This window comes from Ruegeria sp. SAZA006 (assembly GCF_059613465.1).
This window is the reverse complement of sequence record NZ_JBXWSO010000014.1, coordinates 380,082-401,208: the sequence shown is the minus strand read 5'-3', so window position 1 is coordinate 401,208 and position 21,127 is coordinate 380,082. Positions and strand designations below refer to the sequence as shown.

22 protein-coding genes and 1 riboswitch are annotated in these 21,127 nt (G+C 60.7%); of the genes, 19 read left to right on the top strand and 3 right to left on the bottom strand.

From position 1 onward, the window contains the following. Positions 1 to 46: 46 nt before the first annotated feature. The 10 genes from miaB (at position 47) to cmk (ending at position 10,602) form a co-directional block, all read left to right on the top strand. Complete coding sequence (gene miaB, locus AC2FNZ_RS14115) at positions 47 to 1,366, top strand: tRNA (N6-isopentenyl adenosine(37)-C2)-methylthiotransferase MiaB (protein ID WP_480775503.1); 1,320 nt, start codon at positions 47 to 49, stop codon at positions 1,364 to 1,366. A 183-nt stretch (positions 1,367 to 1,549) separates the two neighbouring features. Then, positions 1,550 to 2,314 (top strand): outer membrane protein, encoded by a 765-nt coding sequence (locus AC2FNZ_RS14110; protein WP_170369740.1) that lies wholly within the window; start codon positions 1,550 to 1,552, stop codon positions 2,312 to 2,314. 164 nt (positions 2,315 to 2,478) lie between these two features. Next, a complete protein-coding gene (locus AC2FNZ_RS14105; protein WP_093964591.1) occupies positions 2,479 to 3,501 on the top strand; it encodes a PhoH family protein in 1,023 nt (340 codons plus the stop codon). Between the two features lie 40 nt (positions 3,502 to 3,541). Further along, on the top strand, positions 3,542 to 4,036 hold the full coding sequence (ybeY, locus tag AC2FNZ_RS14100; RefSeq protein WP_496841012.1) for an rRNA maturation RNase YbeY: 495 nt from the start codon (positions 3,542 to 3,544) through the stop codon (positions 4,034 to 4,036). A 36-nt stretch (positions 4,037 to 4,072) separates the two neighbouring features. After that, positions 4,073 to 4,957, top strand: a complete 885-nt coding sequence (locus AC2FNZ_RS14095; protein ID WP_093964592.1) for a hemolysin family protein — start codon at positions 4,073 to 4,075, stop codon at positions 4,955 to 4,957. Next, positions 4,954 to 6,459, top strand: coding sequence for an apolipoprotein N-acyltransferase (lnt, locus tag AC2FNZ_RS14090; protein ID WP_496841011.1), 1,506 nt, complete (start codon positions 4,954 to 4,956; stop codon positions 6,457 to 6,459). The genes AC2FNZ_RS14095 and lnt overlap by 4 nt, the downstream gene beginning before the upstream one ends. Positions 6,460 to 6,501: 42 nt before the next feature. Next, a riboswitch (SAM-SAH riboswitch) is annotated at positions 6,502 to 6,550 on the top strand. Positions 6,551 to 6,555: 5 nt separating this feature from the next. Further along, entirely contained in the window at positions 6,556 to 7,737 is a 1,182-nt protein-coding gene (gene metK / locus AC2FNZ_RS14085) for a methionine adenosyltransferase (protein ID WP_170595873.1), read from the top strand. 125 nt (positions 7,738 to 7,862) lie between these two features. Next, a complete protein-coding gene (trmB, locus tag AC2FNZ_RS14080) occupies positions 7,863 to 8,573 on the top strand; it encodes a tRNA (guanosine(46)-N7)-methyltransferase TrmB (RefSeq protein ID WP_170339887.1) in 711 nt (236 codons plus the stop codon). A gap of 68 nt (positions 8,574 to 8,641) precedes the next feature. Next, positions 8,642 to 9,988 carry a 3-phosphoshikimate 1-carboxyvinyltransferase gene (gene aroA, locus AC2FNZ_RS14075; protein WP_496841010.1) on the top strand — a complete coding sequence of 449 codons (1,347 nt, stop codon included), beginning with the start codon at positions 8,642 to 8,644 and terminating at the stop codon, positions 9,986 to 9,988. Further along, positions 9,985 to 10,602: a (d)CMP kinase gene (gene cmk / locus AC2FNZ_RS14070; RefSeq protein WP_496841009.1), complete on the top strand. Its 618-nt coding sequence runs from the start codon at positions 9,985 to 9,987 to the stop codon at positions 10,600 to 10,602. The genes aroA and cmk overlap by 4 nt, the downstream gene beginning before the upstream one ends. Before the next feature lie 30 nt (positions 10,603 to 10,632). Here cmk and AC2FNZ_RS14065 read toward each other — a convergent pair whose 3' ends face one another. Beyond that, a complete protein-coding gene (locus tag AC2FNZ_RS14065) occupies positions 10,633 to 11,112 on the bottom strand; it encodes a YHS domain-containing (seleno)protein (RefSeq protein WP_496841008.1) in 480 nt (159 codons plus the stop codon). 216 nt (positions 11,113 to 11,328) lie between these two features. Between AC2FNZ_RS14065 and AC2FNZ_RS14060 the strand changes: the two genes are divergently transcribed. The 9 genes from AC2FNZ_RS14060 (at position 11,329) to trpB (ending at position 19,444) form a co-directional block, all read left to right on the top strand. Next, positions 11,329 to 11,844, top strand: a complete 516-nt coding sequence (locus AC2FNZ_RS14060; RefSeq protein ID WP_496841007.1) for a hypothetical protein — start codon at positions 11,329 to 11,331, stop codon at positions 11,842 to 11,844. 239 nt (positions 11,845 to 12,083) lie between these two features. Next, entirely contained in the window at positions 12,084 to 13,769 is a 1,686-nt protein-coding gene (locus tag AC2FNZ_RS14055) for a tryptophan halogenase family protein (RefSeq protein WP_496841006.1), read from the top strand. 198 nt (positions 13,770 to 13,967) lie between these two features. Further along, positions 13,968 to 14,231: a DUF6525 family protein gene (locus AC2FNZ_RS14050; RefSeq protein ID WP_496841005.1), complete on the top strand. Its 264-nt coding sequence runs from the start codon at positions 13,968 to 13,970 to the stop codon at positions 14,229 to 14,231. Positions 14,232 to 14,502: 271 nt separating this feature from the next. Further along, the gene (gene rpsA / locus AC2FNZ_RS14045; protein ID WP_093964601.1) at positions 14,503 to 16,179 is read left to right on the top strand and encodes a 30S ribosomal protein S1; all 1,677 of its coding nucleotides are present in this window, start codon (positions 14,503 to 14,505) and stop codon (positions 16,177 to 16,179) included. A gap of 272 nt (positions 16,180 to 16,451) precedes the next feature. Continuing rightward, entirely contained in the window at positions 16,452 to 16,736 is a 285-nt protein-coding gene (gene ihfB / locus AC2FNZ_RS14040) for an integration host factor subunit beta (protein ID WP_050603110.1), read from the top strand. Between the two features lie 7 nt (positions 16,737 to 16,743). Continuing rightward, positions 16,744 to 17,094, top strand: a complete 351-nt coding sequence (locus AC2FNZ_RS14035; protein WP_170340535.1) for a lipopolysaccharide assembly protein LapA domain-containing protein — start codon at positions 16,744 to 16,746, stop codon at positions 17,092 to 17,094. A 6-nt stretch (positions 17,095 to 17,100) separates the two neighbouring features. Continuing rightward, positions 17,101 to 17,745 carry a phosphoribosylanthranilate isomerase gene (locus AC2FNZ_RS14030; RefSeq protein WP_170436365.1) on the top strand — a complete coding sequence of 215 codons (645 nt, stop codon included), beginning with the start codon at positions 17,101 to 17,103 and terminating at the stop codon, positions 17,743 to 17,745. 48 nt (positions 17,746 to 17,793) lie between these two features. Continuing rightward, positions 17,794 to 18,129: a hypothetical protein gene (locus AC2FNZ_RS14025; protein WP_170436368.1), complete on the top strand. Its 336-nt coding sequence runs from the start codon at positions 17,794 to 17,796 to the stop codon at positions 18,127 to 18,129. Positions 18,130 to 18,196: 67 nt separating this feature from the next. Further along, positions 18,197 to 19,444: a tryptophan synthase subunit beta gene (trpB, locus tag AC2FNZ_RS14020; protein WP_496841004.1), complete on the top strand. Its 1,248-nt coding sequence runs from the start codon at positions 18,197 to 18,199 to the stop codon at positions 19,442 to 19,444. A 60-nt stretch (positions 19,445 to 19,504) separates the two neighbouring features. Here the strand turns inward: trpB and AC2FNZ_RS14015 are convergent, their stop codons facing one another. Together AC2FNZ_RS14015 and AC2FNZ_RS14010 are read right to left on the bottom strand one after the other, a co-directional pair. After that, complete coding sequence (locus tag AC2FNZ_RS14015; protein ID WP_093964605.1) at positions 19,505 to 19,885, bottom strand: DUF2237 family protein; 381 nt, start codon at positions 19,883 to 19,885, stop codon at positions 19,505 to 19,507. Positions 19,886 to 19,894: 9 nt separating this feature from the next. After that, the gene (locus tag AC2FNZ_RS14010; protein ID WP_496841003.1) at positions 19,895 to 21,058 is read right to left on the bottom strand and encodes a serine hydrolase domain-containing protein; all 1,164 of its coding nucleotides are present in this window, start codon (positions 21,056 to 21,058) and stop codon (positions 19,895 to 19,897) included. Positions 21,059 to 21,127: the final 69 nt, after the last annotated feature.

Here is a 21,127-nt window from a genome sequence, read left to right as displayed (position 1 = left end):
ATACGTATAGACGACGCCGGTCCAGCGAACGCAAAAGGCCCAGCCCATGTCCGAACCGAAAAAGCTGTATATCAAGACCTATGGCTGTCAGATGAACGTCTATGACAGCGAACGCATGTCCGAGGCGTTGGGCGGGCAGGGCTATGTGGAAACGCAGTCGCCTGAAGATGCGGACATGATCCTGCTGAACACCTGCCATATTCGCGAAAAGGCGGCCGAGAAGGTGTATTCCGAACTGGGCCGCTTCAAGGGGTTGAAGGCCGAAAAACCCGATCTGAAAATCGGCGTGGCGGGCTGTGTGGCGCAGGCTGAGGGCGAAGAGATCATGCGCCGGCAGCCGCTGGTCGATCTGGTCGTCGGCCCGCAAAGCTATCATCGCCTGCCCGAGCTTGAGGCCAAGACGCGCGCCGGCGAAAAGGCGCTGGATACCGATTTCCCCGAAGAGGACAAGTTCGAGAAACTCAAGAACCGCCCCAAGGCCAAACGCGGCCCGACGGCGTTTCTGACCGTGCAGGAAGGCTGTGACAAGTTTTGCGCCTTCTGCGTCGTACCCTATACTCGTGGGGCCGAGGTCAGCCGCCCCGCCGATCGCATCCTGCGCGAGGCGCAGGACCTGGTTGAGCGCGGCGTGCGCGAGATCACGCTGCTGGGCCAGAACGTCAACGCCTATCACGGGGCCGGCCCCGATGGCGACATGACCTTGGCCGGGTTGATCTGGGAATTGAACAAGATCGACGGGCTGGAACGCATCCGGTTCACCACCTCGCATCCCAACGACATGACCGACGACCTGATCGAGGCGCACGGCACCTGCGAAAAGCTGATGCCCTATCTGCACCTGCCGGTACAGTCCGGCTCGGACAAGATCCTCAAGCGGATGAACCGCAGCCACACCGCCGAAAGCTATCTGCGTCTGATCGAGCGGATCCGCGAGGCGCGCCCCGATATCCTGATGTCGGGCGATTTCATCGTGGGCTTCCCTGAAGAGACCGAAGAGGATTTCCAGGCCACGTTGGATCTGGTCGAGCAGGTCCGCTATGGCTATGCGTATTCGTTCAAGTATTCGACCCGGCCGGGCACGCCTGCGGCCGAGCGTCCGCAGGTCGATCCGCAGGAAGCTGACGACCGTCTGCAACGCTTGCAGGCTCTGATCACCCGGCACCAGCGCGAGATCCAGGATGCGATGGTTGGTCGGACAGTCCGGGTTCTGTTTGAGAAACCCGGGCGTCTGGCCGGACAGATGGTTGGCAAGTCCGAGTATCTGCATGCTGTCCACGTTTCCGGCGCCGATCTTTCGGCGGGAGATCTTCGCAACGTCCGGATCACGGCCTCGGGCGCCAATTCACTGGCCGGCGAGGTGCTGTGACAGGGCCGCGGGTCACCGCTCACGCAACACTCGTGGCGTTTGTTTCCAAAATTTACCCTTGATTTATCGCTTGGAACTATGGTCGGAGAATAGCCAGAATTCTCGGGGCCGTGTTTCAGGTGGCCTTCGGGCTTTACATCGGCGGGGCTTCGGGTCGCCCGGGCACCGCAATGGAGGGTACGAGTGACACGTCAGGCAGGTATTCGACAAACAGGGGCGGGCCGTGTTCTGGCCGGCCTATTGCTGGCCGCAAGCGCAGGTATTCCCACTCATGCGGGGGATTTGGACGGCGCCGTTTCCGATCCGGTCGTGTTGGGGCCGGAGCGTTACTCCAAAGACGTAAGCGCCTTCTATCTGGGGTTCAGCGCCGGGTATGGATCAGGCGGAACAGACCAGTTCGGGCTGGCCACCAATGCGGGCACCTTTCCCATCGGCAAACTTGACCTGAGCGGTGCCTATGGCGGGATACGGGGCGGTTGGCGCGGTGTGCTGCCTGCGCGTGGCGGGCGCGATTACGTCTACGGGTTTGAGATCGGGTACGATTTCGCTTCGCTGGATGACAGTGTCACGACGCAGATAGGCACCACGACCGTTCAGGGAGGTTCCGAGATATCGGATGTGCTGTCGCTGCGGTTCAAGAACGGACTGACCAACCCCAGCGGTTCGGTTCTGTATTTCGTTACCGTCGGGTTCGTTCAGGGTGAAATCGAAACGACCAACAGCCTGTCCAGCGGCGGCACCACTCAGTCTTTCGCAAGCGATGACCGACGCAACGGATTCGTGGCCAGCATCGGGGCCGAGCATCAGTTGAACGACAATTGGTCCGTCACCGGCGAATTCGAATATGTGCAGTTCCAGTCGAAGGTCGTCGATTTTGGCTCGGGCTTCTCGACCAAGTCCACGCCCAGCTACCAGGGGATTCGCGTCGGGTTGAACTACAAGTTCTGATCCCGCCGGCGGATTCCGGCCTGAGATTTCACCACGCCAGGCCATGAATTCCCTTCCGCCTGACCGATTTGCGATCAGTTGCTCAGATTTTTGAATCTGTGGCTTGCGCCGACCGACTCTTGTTGTCTACGCTTGGGGTGACAACGCCAAGACAGGAGAACGGATTGGCCATCGGTGCCCTTACCCCACCGCAAGATGAAATGCCCGCGAACGAGGCGTTTGTTGAATTCCCTGACAACCGACTGTTGATTGATCTTTGCGGCGAATACGACCGCAACCTGGCCGAGATCGAGCGGAAGCTTTCCGTTCAGATCGTGCGCCGCGGCAACCAACTTGTCGTCATGGGCGAAGACGAGCTTCAGAAGCAGGCGATCGAGGTTTTGCAGGCCCTTTACACCCGTCTGGAAGGCGGGCGCGACGTCGAAGCTGCCGACGTTGATCGCGAATTGCGGATGGGCAATTCCGAGGCCGGAACCGGCTCGCGTGATGGCGACCAGCTTGAAATGTTCAAGGGTGGAACTGTCGAAATCAAGACCCGCAAAAAGCTGGTCGAACCCCGTACCGACGCGCAAAAGGCTTATGTGCAGTCGCTGTTCAACAACGAGCTCGCCTTCGGCATCGGCCCGGCGGGAACGGGCAAGACCTACCTTGCCGTGGCTGTGGGTGTGTCGATGTTCATCGGCGGGCATGTGGATCGAATCATCCTCAGCCGCCCAGCCGTTGAAGCCGGCGAAAAGCTGGGTTACCTGCCCGGCGACATGAAGGACAAGGTCGATCCGTATATGCAGCCGCTATACGACGCGTTGAATGACTTTCTACCTGGCAAGCAACTGGCCAAGCTGATCGAGGAAAAGCGGATCGAAATTGCCCCGCTGGCGTTCATGCGCGGGCGGACTCTGGCCAATGCCTTCGTTGTATTGGACGAGGCCCAGAACGCCACGACGATGCAGATGAAGATGTTCCTGACGCGCTTGGGCGAGGGCAGCCGGATGGTGATCACCGGCGACCGGTCGCAGGTGGATCTGCCGCGTGGCGTGGCTTCGGGGCTTGCGGATGCCGAGCGGTTGCTGAAGACGATCCCGAATATCAGCTTCAACTACTTCACATCCAAGGACGTGGTGCGCCATCCGCTTGTCGCGGCGATCATCGAGGCGTATGAGGCCGACTCGGGCCGGGAAACGGGTTGAACCGTCGGACCTGGGCAAATCGGCCTCGGAGCGTCACGAGATGAACTTGGAGATCACGATCGAAGACCCGCGTTGGCAGGGTCTTGAGCCATTGGCGCGCAAGGCCGTGGCCGCGACGCTGGCGCATTGCGGCGTGGATGCCGATTTGTGCGAAGTCAGCGTGCTGGGCTGCGACGACACCCGGATTGCCGAGTTGAATGCTGAATTTCGTGAAAAGCTTGCGCCGACGAATGTGCTGAGCTGGCCAGCTGAGGAACTTGCGGCGGATCAGCCCGGCGGCACACCGCTCGTGCCCCAGCCGGATTTCACGGGCGACATCGGGCTTGGTGACATCGCGATTTCGTACGACACCTGCTGGCGCGAGGCCCAGGAGGCCGGGAAATCCATGGATGACCACGTGACCCATTTGCTGGTTCACGGAGTGTTGCATTTGCTGGGGTATGATCACATTCGTGACCTTGACGCCACTTTGATGGAACGTGCCGAGGTCGAGATACTTGGCAAAATGGGTATTGATGACCCATATAATGGGTAATGTGGGCCTTGGTGCCCGATCTATTGGAACAGGAAAATGGGCGATATTGACGGCAGTTCTGGAGCGGCGCAGAGCGCGCACTCGCAGAGCAGCGATGAAACCAAAGAGAAAAGCGGGCTTTTCTCTCGTATTCTTGATGCTTTTTCTTCCGCCGAGGATGACGCCGAAGTCGTCGTGAACGGGAATGAGGTTGTGACCCCTCAGCCACGCGGCATGATCAATCTGCGGCGCATGCGGGTCGAGGATGTGGCAATTCCTTCCGCTGATATCGTGTCTGTGCCTTCGACCATCACCAAAGAGGAACTGGCCCAGGTCTTCCGGGATAGCGGTCTGTCGCGAGTACCGGTCTATGAGGGTACGCTGGACACGCCGCTGGGCTTTGTCCACCTCAAGGATTTTGCGCTGACGCATGGGTTCAACGGTGGGTCGGCGGAATTCGATCTGATCTCGATGCTCCGCCCGCTGCTGTTCGTCCCACCCTCAATGCCGATCGGTGTTTTGCTGACCAAGATGCAGACCGAGCGCCGCCACATGGCGTTGGTGATCGATGAATATGGCGGCGTCGACGGGCTTGTCACGATCGAAGATCTGATCGAACAGGTCGTCGGAGAAATCGCCGATGAGCATGACGCCGACGAAAATCAGCTGTGGGTGCAAGAAAAGCCCGGGTGCTATATCGTTCAGGCCAAGGCCCCACTTGAAGAATTCGAGGCCGAAATCGGCCGGTCGCTGACCAGCCACGAGGACGTGGACGAGGAAGAGATCGAGACCTTGGGCGGGCTGGTCTTCATGCTGTCGGGTCGGGTTCCAGCTCGCGGTGAGGTGGTTTTGCACCCCGAAGGCCCCGAATTTGAGATTATCGACGCGGATCCTCGGCGCATCAAGCGCCTGCGGGTGATGCTGCCGGATATGGCTGCATGAATCCTGCCTTGCGGTGGCCGCATTGGCTGCACGTGGTACTGGCCGCGATGTTCGGAGCGTTGGCGGCCTTTGGCTTGTCGCCGTTTGGCTATTGGACAATCACCTGCATTGCGCTTGCATCCGTCGCGCCGTTGTTTCTGGCCAGTTCCACGCGCGTTCGCGCGGCATGGGTGGGCTGGGCTTTCGCAACCGGTTACTTCGCCAATGCCCTGAGCTGGATCATCGAGCCCTTTCAGATCGACGCTGAGCGTTATGCTTGGATGGCCCCTTTTGCGCTGGTGTTCATGGCTGCTGGCTTGGCCCTGTTCTGGGCGTTTGCTTTCTGGTTCGCGCGCGGAACCCGAGAGGTGGGGCCGCGGCAGGCCATCGTTCTGGCCCTGATCCTGTCGCTGGTTGAAATGGCGCGCGGCTATGTTCTGACCGGATTTCCCTGGGCGGGAATGGCGCAGATTTGGGTGGACGCCCCGGCCGGGCAACTCCTTGCTTGGGTTGGTCCTTATGGGCTGGGGGCCGCGACCTTTTTGCTGGCCCTGCCCTTGGGCGCTGCTGTCGCCGATCCTCGCAATGGTTCGGCGTTACTTTGGCCCGTCGTGGCAGTTGTCATCTTTGCCGGTTTGGCGCTGGTTCAAGCCAGCAACCGCCCAGGGGTTGCAGAGACCGGTCACATCGTTCGTCTGGTCCAACCCAACGCGCCGCAAGAACAGAAATGGGACCCGTCTTTTGCCCCGCTGTTTTTTGCTCGACAGATTGAGTTCACTGCCGCCGATCCGCGTCCGGACTTGATCGTATGGCCCGAGACATCGGTTCCGGCTTGGCTGGGCAGTGCGGGTCCCTATCTGGAAGCGATTGCCGAGGCCGCTCAGGGAACGCCCGTCATCCTCGGGATCCAACGCGGAGACGGGCCGCGCATCTACAACTCGATGATCTACCTCGACGAGCAGGGGCGTCAGACCGGCCTGTACGACAAGCATCATCTGGTGCCCTTTGGCGAGTATGTCCCCTTTGGCGATCTGATGGACAGGTTCGGAATACACGGTATGGCTGCGACCACCGGAAGTGGCTTCAGTGCCGGTCCCGGAGCGGCGATGCTGAACGCCGGCAAGCTGGGTCTGGCGCTGCCGCTGATCTGCTACGAGGCGATCTTTCCGCAGGATGTCTCGGCGGCACCGCAGCGCCCGGATTTCCTTCTGCAGATAACCAATGATGCCTGGTTCGGGACACGTACAGGACCATTCCAGCATCTGGCGCAGGCAAGGATGCGGGCCATCGAACAAGGTCTGCCGCTGGCGCGGTCGGCAAATACCGGTGTTTCGGCGATGGTCGATCCCTATGGCAACGTAATCGCCGCCCTGCCTTTGGGACAGGCGGGTTTCGTGGACGCTCATCTTCCGGCGCCATTGCCTCCGACACTGTATGCGCGAACCGGCGACGGGCTGACGCTTGGGCTATTGTTGGTGCTTCTGCTGCCGTTTGGGCGCAACGTTCGGTTTGGCAGGGCATAATTACCGATTGACCCTCCGTTTCTTCGGGCGTATCCCGTCGAATGCCTGTCACAACGGCTTCCTGGCGTGACGGGGAAATCTTAATGGAGCGCTTTCATGTCCCGACAGAACTACATTTTCACTTCGGAATCCGTTTCCGAAGGGCATCCCGACAAGGTGTGCGACCGAATTTCAGATGCGGTCCTGGATGCCTTTCTGAATGAAGAGCCCGAAGCGCGCGTCGCGTGCGAAACCTTTGCCACCACTGATCGGGTGGTCATCGGAGGCGAGGTCGGTCTGTCGGATCAGGAAAAGCTGCACGACTACATGGGCAAGATCGAAGAGATCGCCCGCGCTTGCATCAAGGACATTGGATACGAGCAGGACAAGTTCCACCACGAAACGGTCGAGGTGACGAACTTGCTGCACGAACAGTCGGCGCACATCGCCCAAGGGGTCGATGCGTCTGCTGACAAGGATGAAGGCGCCGGTGACCAGGGCATCATGTTTGGATATGCCACCACCGAAACCCCGGCCCTGATGCCGGCTCCGATCCAATACGCGCACGGCATCCTGCGCCGTCTGGCGGAAGTGCGCAAGAACGGCTCTGAACCCGCTCTGGGTCCCGATGCCAAATCGCAGCTGTCGGTGATCTACCGTGACGGGCGGCCAGTCGGTGTCAGTTCGGTCGTGCTGTCCACCCAGCATCTGGATGAGGCGCTGACCTCGGACGATATTCGCCAGATCGTCGAGCCCTACATCCGCGAGTCTCTGCCCGATGGATGGCTGAGCGACCAGACGGAATGGCATGTGAACCCAACCGGCAAGTTCGTCATCGGCGGACCTGACGGGGATGCTGGCCTGACCGGGCGCAAGATCATCGTCGATACCTATGGCGGTGCGGCTCCGCACGGCGGCGGGGCGTTTTCGGGCAAGGACCCGACCAAGGTCGACCGGTCGGCGGCCTATGCCGCGCGGTATCTGGCCAAGAACGTCGTGGCCGCCGGCATGGCCGAGCGTTGCACGATCCAGCTGAGCTATGCGATTGGCGTTTCCAAGCCGTTGTCGATCTACGCCGACACCCATGGCACAGGACAGGTTGCCGACGCCGAGATCGAGAAGGCGGTCGGACAGGTGATGGACCTGACCCCGCGCGGCATCCGCGAACATCTACAACTGAACAAGCCGATCTACCAGCGCACGGCGGCCTATGGGCATTTCGGTCGCGAACCGGGTGCGGACGGCGGCTTCAGTTGGGAGCGGACCGATCTGGTTGAGGCATTGAAAAAGGCTGTCTGAGCCGGCATCGGGAACCAAACACGGCAAGGCGCGTCCGATGTGGCGCGCCTTTTCCGTTTTGATGGGCCCCATCAGGCGCGCTCCAACCCTTGCAACGCAAACCCCACCGCAGTAAGGGCACCGGCATGAGCACCCAGTCACCCGAACGCCCCCGCAGAAACTTCTATGGCCGCTTCAAGGGCAAGACCCTGAAGCCCAGCCAAAAGACCTATCTGTCCGAGGACCTGGCCGCCCTGTCGCCGGGCGCGGTGGATTGGGACAGCAACCCCGACCGCACCCCGATCGACCTGAACGCGCTGTTCGACGGCAAGCCGGTATGGCTTGAGGTCGGGTTCGGCGGCGGCGAGCATCTGGTGCATCAGGCGCAGCAGAACCCTGATATCGGCATCATCGGGGCCGAGCCGTTCATCAACGGCGTGGCCATGTTGTTGGGCAAGATCCGCCGGGCCGAAGTGACCAACCTGGCGGTGCACCCCGGTGATGTGCGCGACCTGTTCGACGTGCTGCCCGATGCCAGCATTTCGCGCGCGTTTCTGCTCTATCCCGACCCATGGCCCAAAAAGCGGCACCACCGCCGCCGCTTCGTGACGCCCGAGCACCTGGAACCCTTGGCACGTGTGTTGAAACCCGGCGCGATTTTCCGCGTGGCGACCGACATCCCGGACTACGTCCGCCAGACGCTCGAGGAGGTACCCGGCGCCGGTTTCGAATGGCTGGCCGAGGGGCCCGAAGATTGGCGCAAGCCGTGGGATGACTGGATTTCCACCCGCTACGAGCAGAAGGCCCTGCGTGAAGGCCGCACGCCGCACTACCTGACCTTCCGCCGCAACGGGTGATTGCGGCTGGACGCTGCGGCGTCAATTCGCTAATCGGCAGGGGCACTGATAGCGCAAAAGGAGCCCTCATGTCCGGACACGGCACGCCCATCCCGATGACCTCGCATCCCTGCGGCCCGCTGACCGGCACGGCCGAAGTACCGGGCGACAAGTCGATCTCGCACCGCTCTCTGATCCTTGGGGCGATGGCCGTGGGCGAGACCCGGATCTCGGGCCTGCTGGAAGGCGAAGACGTTCTGGATACCGCCAAGGCGATGCGCGCCTTCGGTGCCGAGGTGATCTCGCACGGGAATGGCGAATGGACTGTGCATGGCGTCGGCGTGGGCGGCTTTGCCGAACCGGATCAGGTGATCGACTGCGGCAACTCGGGCACGGGCGTGCGCCTGATCATGGGCGCGATGGCGACCAGCCCGATCAGCGCGACCTTCACCGGCGACGCCAGCCTGAACAAGCGCCCGATGGCGCGGGTGACCGATCCGCTGGCCCTGTTCGGGGCGCAGGCCGTGGGCCGCTCGGGCGGGCGCCTGCCCATGACCATCGTCGGCGCGGCCGATCCGGTGCCGGTGTGGTACGAAGTGCCGGTGCCCTCGGCCCAGGTGAAATCCGCCGTTTTGCTGGCCGGCCTGAACGCGCCCGGCAAGACCGTGGTGATCGAGAAGGAAGCCACCCGTGACCATTCCGAACGGATGCTGGCCGGGTTCGGCGCCGAAATCACCGTCGAGGACACCGACGAAGGCCGGGTCATCACCCTGACCGGTCGTCCTGAATTGAAACCGCAGGTGATCGCGGTGCCGCGCGACCCCTCCAGCGCGGCCTTCCCGGTCTGTGCGGCGCTGATCACGCCGGGATCGGATGTTCTGGTGCCGGGCATCGGCCTGAACCCCACGCGCGCCGGACTGTTCACCACGCTGCGCGAGATGGGCGCCGATCTGACCTATGAGAACATGCGCGAGGAAGGTGGCGAGCCGGTCGCCGACCTGCGCGCACGCTACTCGCCCGACATGAGGGGCATCGACGTTCCGCCCGAACGCGCGGCTTCGATGATCGACGAATATCCGGTGCTGTCGGTGGTTGCGGCCAACGCCACCGGCAAGACGATGATGGGCGGCGTCAAGGAGCTGCGCGTCAAGGAAAGCGACCGCATCGACGCCATGGCGCGTGGCTTGCGGGCCAACGGCGTCACGGTTGACGAGGGCGATGACTGGTGGTCGGTCGACGGGCTGGGCATCGGCGGCGTGCCCGGCGGCGGCACCTGCGAAAGCTTTCTGGACCATCGCATCGCCATGTCGTTCATGGTGATGGGCATGGGCGCGCAACAGGCGGTCTCGGTCGATGACGGCAGCCCCATCGCGACCTCGTTCCCGATCTTCGAGCCGCTGATGAAGGGCCTTGGCGCCAAGGTCGAACGCACATGAGCTTTACCGTCGCCATCGACGGCCCGGCCGCTGCGGGCAAGGGCACGATCTCCAAGGCCGTGGCTGCTCATTTCGGGCTGGCGCATCTGGATACGGGGCTGCTGTATCGCGCGGTCGGCCGGTGCACGCTGGACGGCACCGACCCGGTCGAGGCGGCGCGGTCCCTGACGGCCGAGGAGTTGGAGCAGGGCGACTTACGTACCGCCGAAATCGCGCAAGCGGCGTCGAAAGTGGCCGTGATCCCCGAGGTGCGCACAGCGCTGATCGATTTCCAGCGCAGCTTTGCCCGGCGGGCCGGCGGCGCGGTGCTGGACGGGCGCGATATCGGCACGGTGATCTGCCCAGAGGCCGAGGTGAAGTTGTTCGTCACCGCCAGTCCTGAAGTGCGCGCCGAGCGACGCTATCTGGAACTGGCAGACAAAGGCGCGGATGTAACCCGCGCGCAGGTTCTGGCCGATGTCCGCGAGCGCGACGCGCGGGACGCCGAGCGCAGCACGGCCCCGATGAAACCTGCCGACGATGCCGTAATTCTGGACACTTCGGACCTGAGCATCGAGGCCGCGCTGGAAAAGGCGATCTCGGTTATTCAAGGAAAGCTGCCCGCGGCAAGGTGAGACCGCGGACAGCGCTTGGCGACAGTCCGATTACAGTTCGCCGACCGCAATCGACTTGATATTCGCCCACTGGTCATCCGCGGTCTTGGCGGTGCCGGACACGTCTTTGAGGAACTTGGCGCGTGTTGCCGCGTTCAGAAACAGGTACAGCTTGCCATCGGCCAGCAGGTACTGATCCGGATCGCCATCGAACTTCTTTCCCACGGAAACACCGTACGAGCAGAAGCCGCCGTGCTGCGGCAGGTATGCCTCGGGATTGGCCTCGAATGCTTCGCGGTTCTCAGCCGAAGTGAAGTAGTAGGACGCGCCATCATAGGTGGCCGAATGCGTGGCGAACCCTTCGACCGGGTTGCCTTCAGTGACCAGCGCCACCAGATCGACACCGTGAGCAGCCAGCGGCGCACCGCCGGCCGAGATCCCGTTCGAGACATTGATCTCATCCGCCGCAAAAGCCGGTGCGGCGATCATCGGCAGGACGGCGACAAGGGCGCCGAGTACAACAGATTTCATTGTGTGTTCCTTTCATGTTCAGTTGTGGCCGGCACTCGCGCCGACCTGTGCTGAACAGATAAATGCCGGCTTGCGGACGCGTAATCGCAGGGCGGACGGAAAACTTTGCAGATCGTTCGCACTTGCCGAGAGCCAGCCAAACCGGCTCACCAAGCTGTGTTTGGCCAGTTGATCAGTCCCCGCTTAGGCTGAACGTGTCTATGGTGGAGAGAGCGGATGATCCGATTTGCCTTGATCTGGGTTTTGATGGCCGGCCATGCATTGGCGCAGGAAGCCGAGCCACCGATGACCTACGAGAGACTGGGCAAGATCATCTTTGCCCTCGACCCCGATGCCGAGCCGCAGGGTCCGGGCTTTACCATGACGATTTCCGATGTGCCGGTGCTGGTTGTTACTGATGTGCATGCCGACCGGATGCGGGCAATGGTTGCGATCAGCGGCACCTCAGAGCTTTCGGCCGAAGACTTGCAGCGCATGATGCAGGCCAATTTCGACAGTACGCTGGACGCGCGCTATGCGATCGCCAACGGAACCTTGTGGGCCGTGTTCATCCACCCACTGTCACGGCTGGACAAGGATCAACTGATCTCAGGCCTGGCACAGACCGTCAATATCGCTCGGACCTATGGCACTCTCTATTCCGGGGGTGCGGCGGAGTTCGGCGGTGGCGACAGCCATGATCTGCAACGCGAACTGATCGACGATCTTCTGAAGAAAGGCGAGGACATCTGAGGTTGCCTCGAAAGGTTCATCCGTCATCGCTGGCCGTTCGGTGCCGGGGAAACAGGTCGTGACCATGCGTTGCTTTGGCAGAGGCGCCCGTTTGGGCCCACTTGATGCCGCCATTGGCCCTAGCTGGATGCCGGAAAGCTGCTATAGTTTCCCTCAGCGATAAGGGGAGGTCGCCACCGAGGCCCGGAAAAACGGGCAGGCGGCCGCATAATCCTCACAGCCAACAGGGACAGAAAAACATGAAAAATCGTTTGCAAAAAATCTCCATCGTGGGTGGCGGTACGGCCGGCTGGATGACGGCGCTGCTTCTCGAGATGGTGTTTTCGCGCACGTCGGCACCCAAGGATCGTCCACGCATCTGCCTGATCGAAAGCCCGAACATCGCCACGGTCGGCGTTGGTGAAGCGACCGTGCCGCGTATGCCGGTCACGCTCCGGCAGGCTGGGATTTCCGAGCGAGACTTTTTCCGCGAAACCAATGCGTCGTTCAAGCTGGGCGTCAAATTCTGCAACTGGAACAAGGACGCAAAGGGAAAGCGCATCGACTATGTGAACCCATTTGCCCATGGCCAGATGCTGGAAGGCCTCGAGGCCGCCGAATACTTCCTTCGGTTTGGCAACGGGGACCGGGATTTCACTCAGTCCATCTCGCCGCATGATGATCTGGCCCGGCTGTGCAAAGGCGCGCGGCTTCTGGGGCAACCCGAATTCGAGCAGCGGTTTGGTTATGCCTATCACCTGGACGCCGTAAAATTCGCAGGCATGTTGACCAGGGTCTGTACGCAGCGTGGCGTCGAACATATCCGCGACGAGGTTCAGTCGGTCGAGTTGAATGAACAGGGCAATGTCAGCCACCTGATGCTTGAGCGCGCAGGCCGCCACGATATTGAAATGGTCGTGGACTGCACCGGTTTCCGCGGCCTGATCATCAATCAGGCGCTGGGCGAGCCGTTCATGGATTATTCGGATTATCTGCCGAACGACCGTGCCATGGCGTTACAGATCGAGCACCCCAATCCCCGGAAGATCGAAAGCGTTACACGATCCACTGCACTTGGCGCTGGTTGGACTTGGCGCGTGCCTCTCTACAACCGAGTGGGCACGGGATACGTGTATTCATCCGCGCACCGGACCGATGATCAAGCGGCAGACGAATATCTGGAGTGGCTGGGTGATAGCGGCAAAGGCGCGACGCCGCGGGTGATCCCTATGCGGATCGGGCGCGTCCGTAACGCGTGGGTCAAGAACTGCGTTGCAATCGGGCTGGCCGGTGGGTTCATCGAGCCGCTGGAAAGCACTGCGATCCATATGGTCGACCATGCCGTACGCTGGTTCGCCGAGCATCTGCCGACCCGCGATATCGAACCCTCGCTTAGGGATAGATACAATCGTCAGATGAACAAGCTCTATGACGAGGTGCTGGATTTCATTTGCCTGCATTACAAGCTGAACAATCGTACCGATGATCAATACTGGATCGACGCGCGCACCGAAATGAAGGTGCCGGACAGGCTGGCTGAAAACCTCGAGCTTTGGAAAAACCGCCTTCCGATGCAGCACGATGTCGAGTTTGCAACGCTGTTTGACCATCGCGTCTATCAGACGGTTCTGCTGGGCAAGCAGGTCTATGACACGGGATATGGCACAGGAATTCGGGATCGCATTCGACCATTGCGGAAGGACATCTGGTTCCAGTGGTGGAAGGGCGCGAAAGTGGACCTGGCGCAAATCCTGAAAGCGATGCCGGACCACAAAACCCTGCTGCGCGACATTCGCGGAGAGCTCAAGCAACCCACCTTTGCGATGGCCAAGGCGGCACAGCCGACCGTTCCGATGCCGGGTGCGGCACCCGAACCGGTGGTCATCCAGAACATGCCGAATCTGGCCGAGATTCAAAGCGGCAAGAAAGACCTGCAACTGTTCTAGGTCTCCCGGCTTCGGCTAATATTGAGAGCTTCTGAATGGTAGAGGGCAGGGTTGCAGAACCCTGCCTTTTTTGACCTCAATCCGGGGTTGCGCACCAAAAGTATGTTACGTAATAACATACCATTTCAGTTGGGGCGTTTCCCCAACCCATTCTGTTCGGTCCAGTTCCAGCTCTGAAAATTCGCATTGGTACAGTCGATGCCCATGACCATTCAAAGACGCAATCTGCGCAGCCGCCTGAACCGCCGGAGACGACAACGCCCCGCAATGCAGGCCTATGACACCCTTCCCCCTCAGTTGCGTCAGTGGCTTGCGAATGCCTGTTTGCCGTGGAGTCCGAACTCTGCCCTCAAGATTTGGAAGGCAGCCGGTGGGGCAAAGGCCCCGGCCGACGCACTGGCGCGTTTGAATGCGATCGAGCAGGCCATGCTTCTGAGGGATGCCCGGATTTGGGAGGAGTAGCTGGCCTGAAAAACGCAGGCGGAATCCCGCGTCGGCTTGCAACAAGGGCCTTTCTGCTTGCGCTGCGCCCAGAATCCGCCTATACGCGCGCTGTCTGAACAAGGGCGGTCAACGCCCGGGCGACGTATCTGAGCAGGGCCGGGTTTCCTCGGCCCTTTGTGTTTGTTTAGCCAGATGCGCACCGGGTCACGCCAGAGGACATCATGAAACAAGACCGGCGGAGACAACCGCTCGGCCAGCAAAAACGTTATGTAAAGGAAAACAACGCCACATGGCTAACGCATCCATGGAGGAATTCGAAGCCCTCCTGAACGAAAGCTTCGAAATGGACACCCCCGAGGAGGGTTCGGTTGTCAAAGGCAAGGTCATCGCGATCGAAGCGGGCCAAGCCATCATCGACGTAGGCTACAAGATGGAAGGCCGTGTCGATCTGAAAGAATTCGCAAATCCCGGCGAAGCTCCTGAAATCGCTGTTGGCGACGAGGTCGAAGTCTACCTGCGCGCCGCAGAAAACGCCCGTGGCGAAGCCGTCATCTCGCGTGAGATGGCCCGCCGTGAAGAGGCATGGGACCGTCTGGAAAAAGCATATGCCGACGACCAGCGCGTCGAAGGTGCTATCTTTGGTCGCGTCAAAGGTGGCTTCACCGTGGATCTGGGTGGCGCAGTTGCGTTCTTGCCCGGCAGCCAGGTTGACGTTCGTCCCGTGCGCGACGCTGGCCCGCTGATGGGTCTGAAGCAGCCGTTCCAGATCCTGAAAATGGACCGCCGCCGTGGCAACATCGTTGTCTCGCGTCGTGCAATCCTGGAAGAATCGCGTGCCGAACAGCGTGCCGAAGTCATCGGCAACCTGTCCGAAGGTCAGACCGTCGAGGGTGTCGTCAAGAACATCACAGAATACGGTGCATTCGTTGACCTGGGCGGCGTTGACGGCCTGCTGCACGTCACCGACATGGCATGGCGCCGTGTGAACCACCCGTCCGAGATCCTGACGATCGGCGAAACCATCAAGGTTCAGGTCATCAAGATCAACAAGGAAACCCACCGCATCAGCCTGGGCATGAAGCAGCTGCAGGAAGATCCGTGGGATCTGGTTGGCGCCAAGTACCCGCTGGGTTCGGTGCACAAGGGTCGCGTCACCAACATCACCGACTACGGTGCGTTCGTCGAGCTGGAGCCCGGTGTCGAAGGTCTGGTGCACGTGTCCGAGATGTCCTGGACCAAGAAAAACGTCCACCCCGGCAAGATCGTTTCGACCAGCCAGGAAGTCGACGTTATGGTTCTGGAAATCGACGGCGCCAAGCGTCGCGTGTCCCTGGGCCTCAAGCAGACCCAGCGCAACCCGTGGGAAGTGTTTGCAGAAACGCACCCCGAGGGCACGCAGGTCGAAGGCGAAGTCAAGAACATCACCGAATTTGGTCTGTTCATCGGCCTGGAAGGCGACATCGACGGCATGGTTCACCTGTCGGACCTGTCGTGGGACGAGCGTGGCGAGGATGCCATCCAGAACTACCGCAAGGGCGACGTCGTTCAGGCGGTCGTCTCGGAAGTTGATGTTGAAAAAGAGCGTATCTCGCTGTCGATCAAAGCTCTGGGCGGTGACAAGTTCGCCGAAGCCGTGGGCGGCGTGAAGCGTGGCTCGGTTATCACCGTCGAAGTGACCGCGATCGAAGATGGCGGCATCGAGGTGGAGTACGAAGGCATGAAGTCCTTCATCCGCCGTTCGGACCTGAGCCGCGACCGTGCCGAACAGCGCCCCGAGCGTTTCTCGGTCGGTGACAAGGTCGATGTCCGCGTGACCAACGTCGACAGCAAGACCCGCCGTCTGGGCCTGTCGATCAAGGCGCGCGAAATCGCCGAAGAGAAAGAGGCCGTTCAACAGTACGGTTCGTCGGACTCGGGCGCATCGCTGGGCGACATCCTGGGTGCCGCGCTGAAGTCGGGCGACTAAGCCAGACCTGCAGTTTTGAACACTCAGACGGCCCCGCTCATCCCGAGCGGGGCCGTTTCTTTTGCGAATCAATGTGTTCCGGTTTTGCGAGTTATTCGGCGATAGGTGCAGGCATGAACCGCCGGATTCGCGTCCGTACACGCGAATTTCCGGTGCTTTCTTGGAAAATGCACCCCGGACACACAGAGTTTACATTCCACCCGGCACCGTTTTTTCCTATACTGGCCAAACCAGTAGACGAGATGACACGGTGACCTGGGAGGGTAGCACGCATGATCCGTTCAGAACTGATTCAGAAAATCGCCGACGAAAATCCACATCTGTACCAACGTGATGTCGAGCGGATCGTGAATACCGTATTCGAGGAAGTCACAGACGCGATGGCGCGCGGTGACCGTGTCGAACTGCGGGGCTTCGGAGCTTTTTCGGTCAAGAAACGGGATGCGCGCGTCGGCCGGAACCCTCGCACTGGCGAGACGGTTCAGGTCGAAGAAAAGTGCGTGCCGTTTTTCAAGACCGGCAAGTTGCTAAGGGATCGTTTGAACGGTAAAGCGTGATCTCATGATGCGCTACATTCGATACGGTTTTCTTGCGGTCCTGGGGATCGTCCTTGTCTCGGTCTCGCTGGCCAATCGCCAGATGGTGCAGTTGCAGTTGATGCCGGACGCTTTGTCTGACCTGCTTGGCTTCAATCTGGCCACCTCGCTGCCGCTGTTTCTTGTGGTTCTTGGCGGGATCGTGGCTGGCCTTGTCATCGGCTTTCTGTGGGAGTGGCTACGCGAGCACAAGCACCGCAAGGACGCCACCGTCAAAAAGACCGAGGTCAAGAAGCTCGAGCGCGAGGTCAAGAAGCTCAAGAAGAAGCAGAACGAAGGTCAGGACGATGTGCTTGCCCTTCTGGACGAGGCCAGCTGAGAGCCGATGTCTGCCGAGATCAGCGTAAAAATCTGCGGCTTGACCGCACCCGAGCATGTGCGCGCAGCCGTTGAAGCAGGTGCGCGTTACATTGGGTTCAATTTCTTTCCCAAGTCTCCACGCTATGCACCGATTGCCCAGGCAGCGGCGCTGGCCAGTGATGTGCCGGTCGGCGTGGCCAAAGTGGCCCTGGCGGTAAACTTCACCGACGCGCAGTTGGATGAGATCGTGGCGGGGGTTCCACTGGACATGTTGCAGCTGCATGGCGCCGAAAGCCCCGAGCGCGTGGCCGAGGTCAAATCACGCTACGGCTTGCCGGTGATCAAGGCGATTGGAGTGGCGGAAGCCGAGGATTTGGCCGCAATAGACCTCTACTCGGACGTGGCCGATCAGTTGTTGGTTGACGCCAAGCCGCCGAAGAACTCTGAGCTGCCCGGCGGCAACGGTTTGCCTTTTGACTGGCGACTGCTCGCCGGTCGCAAATACTGGCGGACGCCGTGGATGCTGTCGGGGGGACTCAACCCGGACAACGTAGCCGAGGCGATCCGTATGACCGGTGCAAGGCAGGTCGATGTGGCATCGGGCGTGGAAAGCGCCCCGGGTGTCAAGGATCGGTGCCTGATCCGCTCATTTATTGAAGCGGCACGGTGATCTGACCAGAACGCGCTTGCGTATCCTTCTCAAAGGGGAGGATGAAGGATGCTGGCTGCAATTGGCGCGGTTTCACTGAAGCGATGGTACCACGGGCCCGAGTTTTTCTGGCGTGCGGGGAAGGCCTTGCGCCAGGCCAAGGGCGATCCCTTGTGCCTCCATGCCGAGGTGTTTTTGCATGAGGGCGCGTATTTCTCGCTGAGCGTTTGGCACGACGTCGAAGCAATGCTGACCTTTGCCCAGTCGAACCCGCACCGAGGGGTGATGCAAGCCGCCCCGCGTTTGGCCAATACCTACCAATTCCGTCACTTTGCTTGCATCGCCATTCCGACCCGGGAGCAGGCGCTGACTATCTGGATGAACGGCAGTACCGCGGCGGAATAGTGCGATTTGCGATGGCAAATCCCGCCGGCACCTCCTAATAACAACAGGCACGACGATGGAGACCACCATGGCCAATGATCTGTTCAATTCCTTCATGTCCGGCCCGGATGAAAGCGGCCGCTTCGGTATTTTCGGCGGGCGGTTCGTCAGCGAGACTCTGATGCCGTTGATCCTGTCGCTGGAGGAGGAATACGAGAAGGCCAAGACCGACCCGAGCTTCTGGGCCGAGATGGACGATCTGTGGGCCAACTACGTGGGCCGTCCGTCGCCCCTGTATCACGCCGAGCGCCTGACCGAACATCTGGGTGGCGCCAAGATCTATATGAAGCGCGACGAGTTGAACCACACCGGCGCGCACAAGATCAACAACGTGCTGGGCCAGATTATCCTGGCGCGCCGCATGGGAAAGACCCGGATCATCGCCGAAACCGGGGCCGGGCAGCACGGCGTCGCTACAGCGACCGTCTGCGCCAAGTTCGGCCTGAAATGCGTGGTCTATATGGGCGCACATGATGTCCAGCGGCAAGCGCCCAACGTGTTCCGTATGCGCTTGCTGGGGGCCGAGGTGATTCCGGTGACCTCGGGCCGCGGCACCCTGAAGGACGCTATGAACGACGCGCTGCGCGACTGGGTGACCAACGTGCGCGACACGTTCTACTGCATCGGTACGGTGGCCGGACCGCACCCGTATCCGGCGATGGTGCGCGACTTTCAATCGATCATCGGCAAGGAAGCCAAGGAACAGATGATGAAGGCCGAGGGTCGCCTGCCGGACACGATCATCGCGGCGATCGGCGGCGGCTCGAACGCCATGGGGCTGTTCTATCCCTTCCTCGACGACAAATCGGTCAACATCATCGGCGTCGAAGCAGGCGGCAAAGGCGTCAACGAAAAGATGGAGCATTGCGCCTCGCTCACGGGCGGTCGACCAGGTGTTCTGCATGGCAACCGGACTTATCTGCTGCAGGACGACGACGGCCAGATCCTCGAGGGGTACTCGATTTCGGCCGGGCTCGACTATCCGGGCATCGGCCCCGAACATTCCTGGCTGCACGATATCGGGCGCGCGCAATATGTGTCGATCACTGACAAAGAGGCGCTTGAGGCGTTCCAGCTGTGCTGCGCAACCGAGGGCATCATTCCCGCACTCGAACCCAGCCACGCGCTGGCGCATGTCATGAAGATCGCGCCGGAGCTGCCAAAGGATCACATCATCTGCATGAACATGTGCGGACGTGGCGACAAGGATGTTCAAACGGTCGCCAAGTATCTGAACTTCGACATGTCTGATACCGAGGGTCGCGACGCAACCTAAGGGCAGCCCAAAGATCCGGACCCGGCACGCTTCGACCGTGCCGGGTTTTTCATTCCCGGTTCACTGTCCAGAGTCTGCGCGGTGGCTGGTCAGAACGTGCAGCGGCACGATTTCCAATGCGCGCTGGTGAGTCGCCTCAAGATGAACCTTTGGCGCACAGCCCTCGTCATGGGCCTGCATGAACCGCGCGGCACACAGGCACCAGCTGTCGCCAGGCTTCAGGCCCGGGAAATCGAACTCGGGCCGTGGCGTGCTCAGGTCGTTGCCGACATATTTTGAATAGGCCAGAAATTCAGCGGTCATCACCGCGCAGACCGTGTGGCTGCCGCGATCCTCAGGGCAGGTGTTGCAGGCCCCGTCGCGGAAAAAGCCGGTCAGGGGCTTTCGCGAACACGGAGCCAGCACGCCGCCCAGAACATTTATGCTGTCCTGCTTTTGCATGCAGCTACCTTACAGGCTTTGCGCGATCTTGCGGAACATTTCGATGTTCTGCTCATTGACCCCGGGTTCCCGGAAGCGACGATCAGCGCCCGTTGATACGATCAGAACGCCGCGCGACTGGTCGAAATACATGTATTGGCCATAGACGCCGCGTGCCAGAAACTCACCATCATGGGCGCCGACGGGGATCCACCACTGATATCCGTAGCCGATCTTGCCGGGCTCGGTCGGTGCGCTTGGCAAGGTGGATTCCTTGATCCAGTCGGCCGGAACGATCTGGCGTCCATCGCTCATGCCGTTCTGCAGGATCATTTGGCCAAAGCGGGCGTAATCCCGCGTCGTGAAATTCAAGCCACCCAGAACAAAGGCTACACCGGCGCCGTCGGTGATATAGTATCCGTCCCGCTCAAGACCGAGGTGCTGCAGGATCTTTTCGTCCAGCAACGCGGCGACGCTTTGACCCGTCGCCCCTCGGATCACCATTCCAATGACATGGGTATCGATGGAAACATACTGCCAGGTCTCGCCAGGTGCCGCGAAACTGTCCTTCAACGAGGCCGCAAAGTCATCCAACTCGCCCCCCAGGGCGACGACCCGACCCATCCGGTTGATGTCGGATTTCGGGTCCAGATAGTCTTCGTCAAAGGTTACACCGCTGGCCATGTTCAGCACGTTGCGGATCGTAGCTGTTTCATAGGCGCTGCCCTGCAACTTGGGGGCATATTTGATGACCGGATCATCCAGCGAGGCTATGGCGCCCTCCTCAAGAAGGATGCCGAACAGAGCGGACAAATAGCTTTTGGCCATCGACCACGAGATCCGGCGGTCTTCCGGCGATGTGCCCAGGAAATACTCCTCGAACCGGACCTGCCCGTCCTGAATCACCAGTAGGGATGTAACGGCACGCTCTTCGATCCAGTCCGGCGTCTCGGCGGGCAGTTCGAATTCAGCGCCATAGGGCAGGTCCCAAGTGGGACCGTTCCCGCGAGGGAGGTCGACAGTCAGAAACGCCGCGTCCATGTGAGAGAAATTCTGAACGATCTTTTCTTCGGAAAACAGAGAGTTCACCGCCAGAAGGCGCTGAATTTCCTCGCGCTTCCAGAAACCGACAACTGCAGCGGCCAAGACCAGCGTCAGGACGATTCGCAGCAGCCATTTCAGACCAGTTTTCATGATATTCCTCCCGTTTGGCGGCATTGGATCGTGATGACTGCAATTCGGCAATTGCTACGTTGCGGAAGG

Bases quoted from the DNA above. Each gene is read 5' to 3' on its own strand.
- miaB (WP_480775503.1), top strand. From the start codon at position 47: ATGTCCGAACCGAAAAAGCTGTATATCAAGACCTATGGCTGTCAGATG.
- ybeY (WP_496841012.1), top strand. From the start codon at position 3,542: ATGAACTTGGAGATCACGATCGAAGACCCGCGTTGGCAGGGTCTTGAG.
- AC2FNZ_RS14095 (WP_093964592.1), top strand. From the start codon at position 4,073: ATGGGCGATATTGACGGCAGTTCTGGAGCGGCGCAGAGCGCGCACTCG.
- lnt (WP_496841011.1), top strand. From the start codon at position 4,954: ATGAATCCTGCCTTGCGGTGGCCGCATTGGCTGCACGTGGTACTGGCC.
- metK (WP_170595873.1), top strand. From the start codon at position 6,556: ATGTCCCGACAGAACTACATTTTCACTTCGGAATCCGTTTCCGAAGGG.
- trmB (WP_170339887.1), top strand. From the start codon at position 7,863: ATGAGCACCCAGTCACCCGAACGCCCCCGCAGAAACTTCTATGGCCGC.
- aroA (WP_496841010.1), top strand. From the start codon at position 8,642: ATGTCCGGACACGGCACGCCCATCCCGATGACCTCGCATCCCTGCGGC.
- cmk (WP_496841009.1), top strand. From the start codon at position 9,985: ATGAGCTTTACCGTCGCCATCGACGGCCCGGCCGCTGCGGGCAAGGGC.
- AC2FNZ_RS14065 (WP_496841008.1), bottom strand. From the start codon at position 11,112: ATGAAATCTGTTGTACTCGGCGCCCTTGTCGCCGTCCTGCCGATGATC.
- AC2FNZ_RS14060 (WP_496841007.1), top strand. From the start codon at position 11,329: ATGATCCGATTTGCCTTGATCTGGGTTTTGATGGCCGGCCATGCATTG.
- AC2FNZ_RS14055 (WP_496841006.1), top strand. From the start codon at position 12,084: ATGAAAAATCGTTTGCAAAAAATCTCCATCGTGGGTGGCGGTACGGCC.
- AC2FNZ_RS14050 (WP_496841005.1), top strand. From the start codon at position 13,968: ATGCCCATGACCATTCAAAGACGCAATCTGCGCAGCCGCCTGAACCGC.
- rpsA (WP_093964601.1), top strand. From the start codon at position 14,503: ATGGCTAACGCATCCATGGAGGAATTCGAAGCCCTCCTGAACGAAAGC.
- ihfB (WP_050603110.1), top strand. From the start codon at position 16,452: ATGATCCGTTCAGAACTGATTCAGAAAATCGCCGACGAAAATCCACAT.
- AC2FNZ_RS14035 (WP_170340535.1), top strand. From the start codon at position 16,744: ATGCGCTACATTCGATACGGTTTTCTTGCGGTCCTGGGGATCGTCCTT.
- AC2FNZ_RS14030 (WP_170436365.1), top strand. From the start codon at position 17,101: ATGTCTGCCGAGATCAGCGTAAAAATCTGCGGCTTGACCGCACCCGAG.
- AC2FNZ_RS14025 (WP_170436368.1), top strand. From the start codon at position 17,794: ATGCTGGCTGCAATTGGCGCGGTTTCACTGAAGCGATGGTACCACGGG.
- trpB (WP_496841004.1), top strand. From the start codon at position 18,197: ATGGCCAATGATCTGTTCAATTCCTTCATGTCCGGCCCGGATGAAAGC.
- AC2FNZ_RS14015 (WP_093964605.1), bottom strand. From the start codon at position 19,885: ATGCAAAAGCAGGACAGCATAAATGTTCTGGGCGGCGTGCTGGCTCCG.
- AC2FNZ_RS14010 (WP_496841003.1), bottom strand. From the start codon at position 21,058: ATGAAAACTGGTCTGAAATGGCTGCTGCGAATCGTCCTGACGCTGGTC.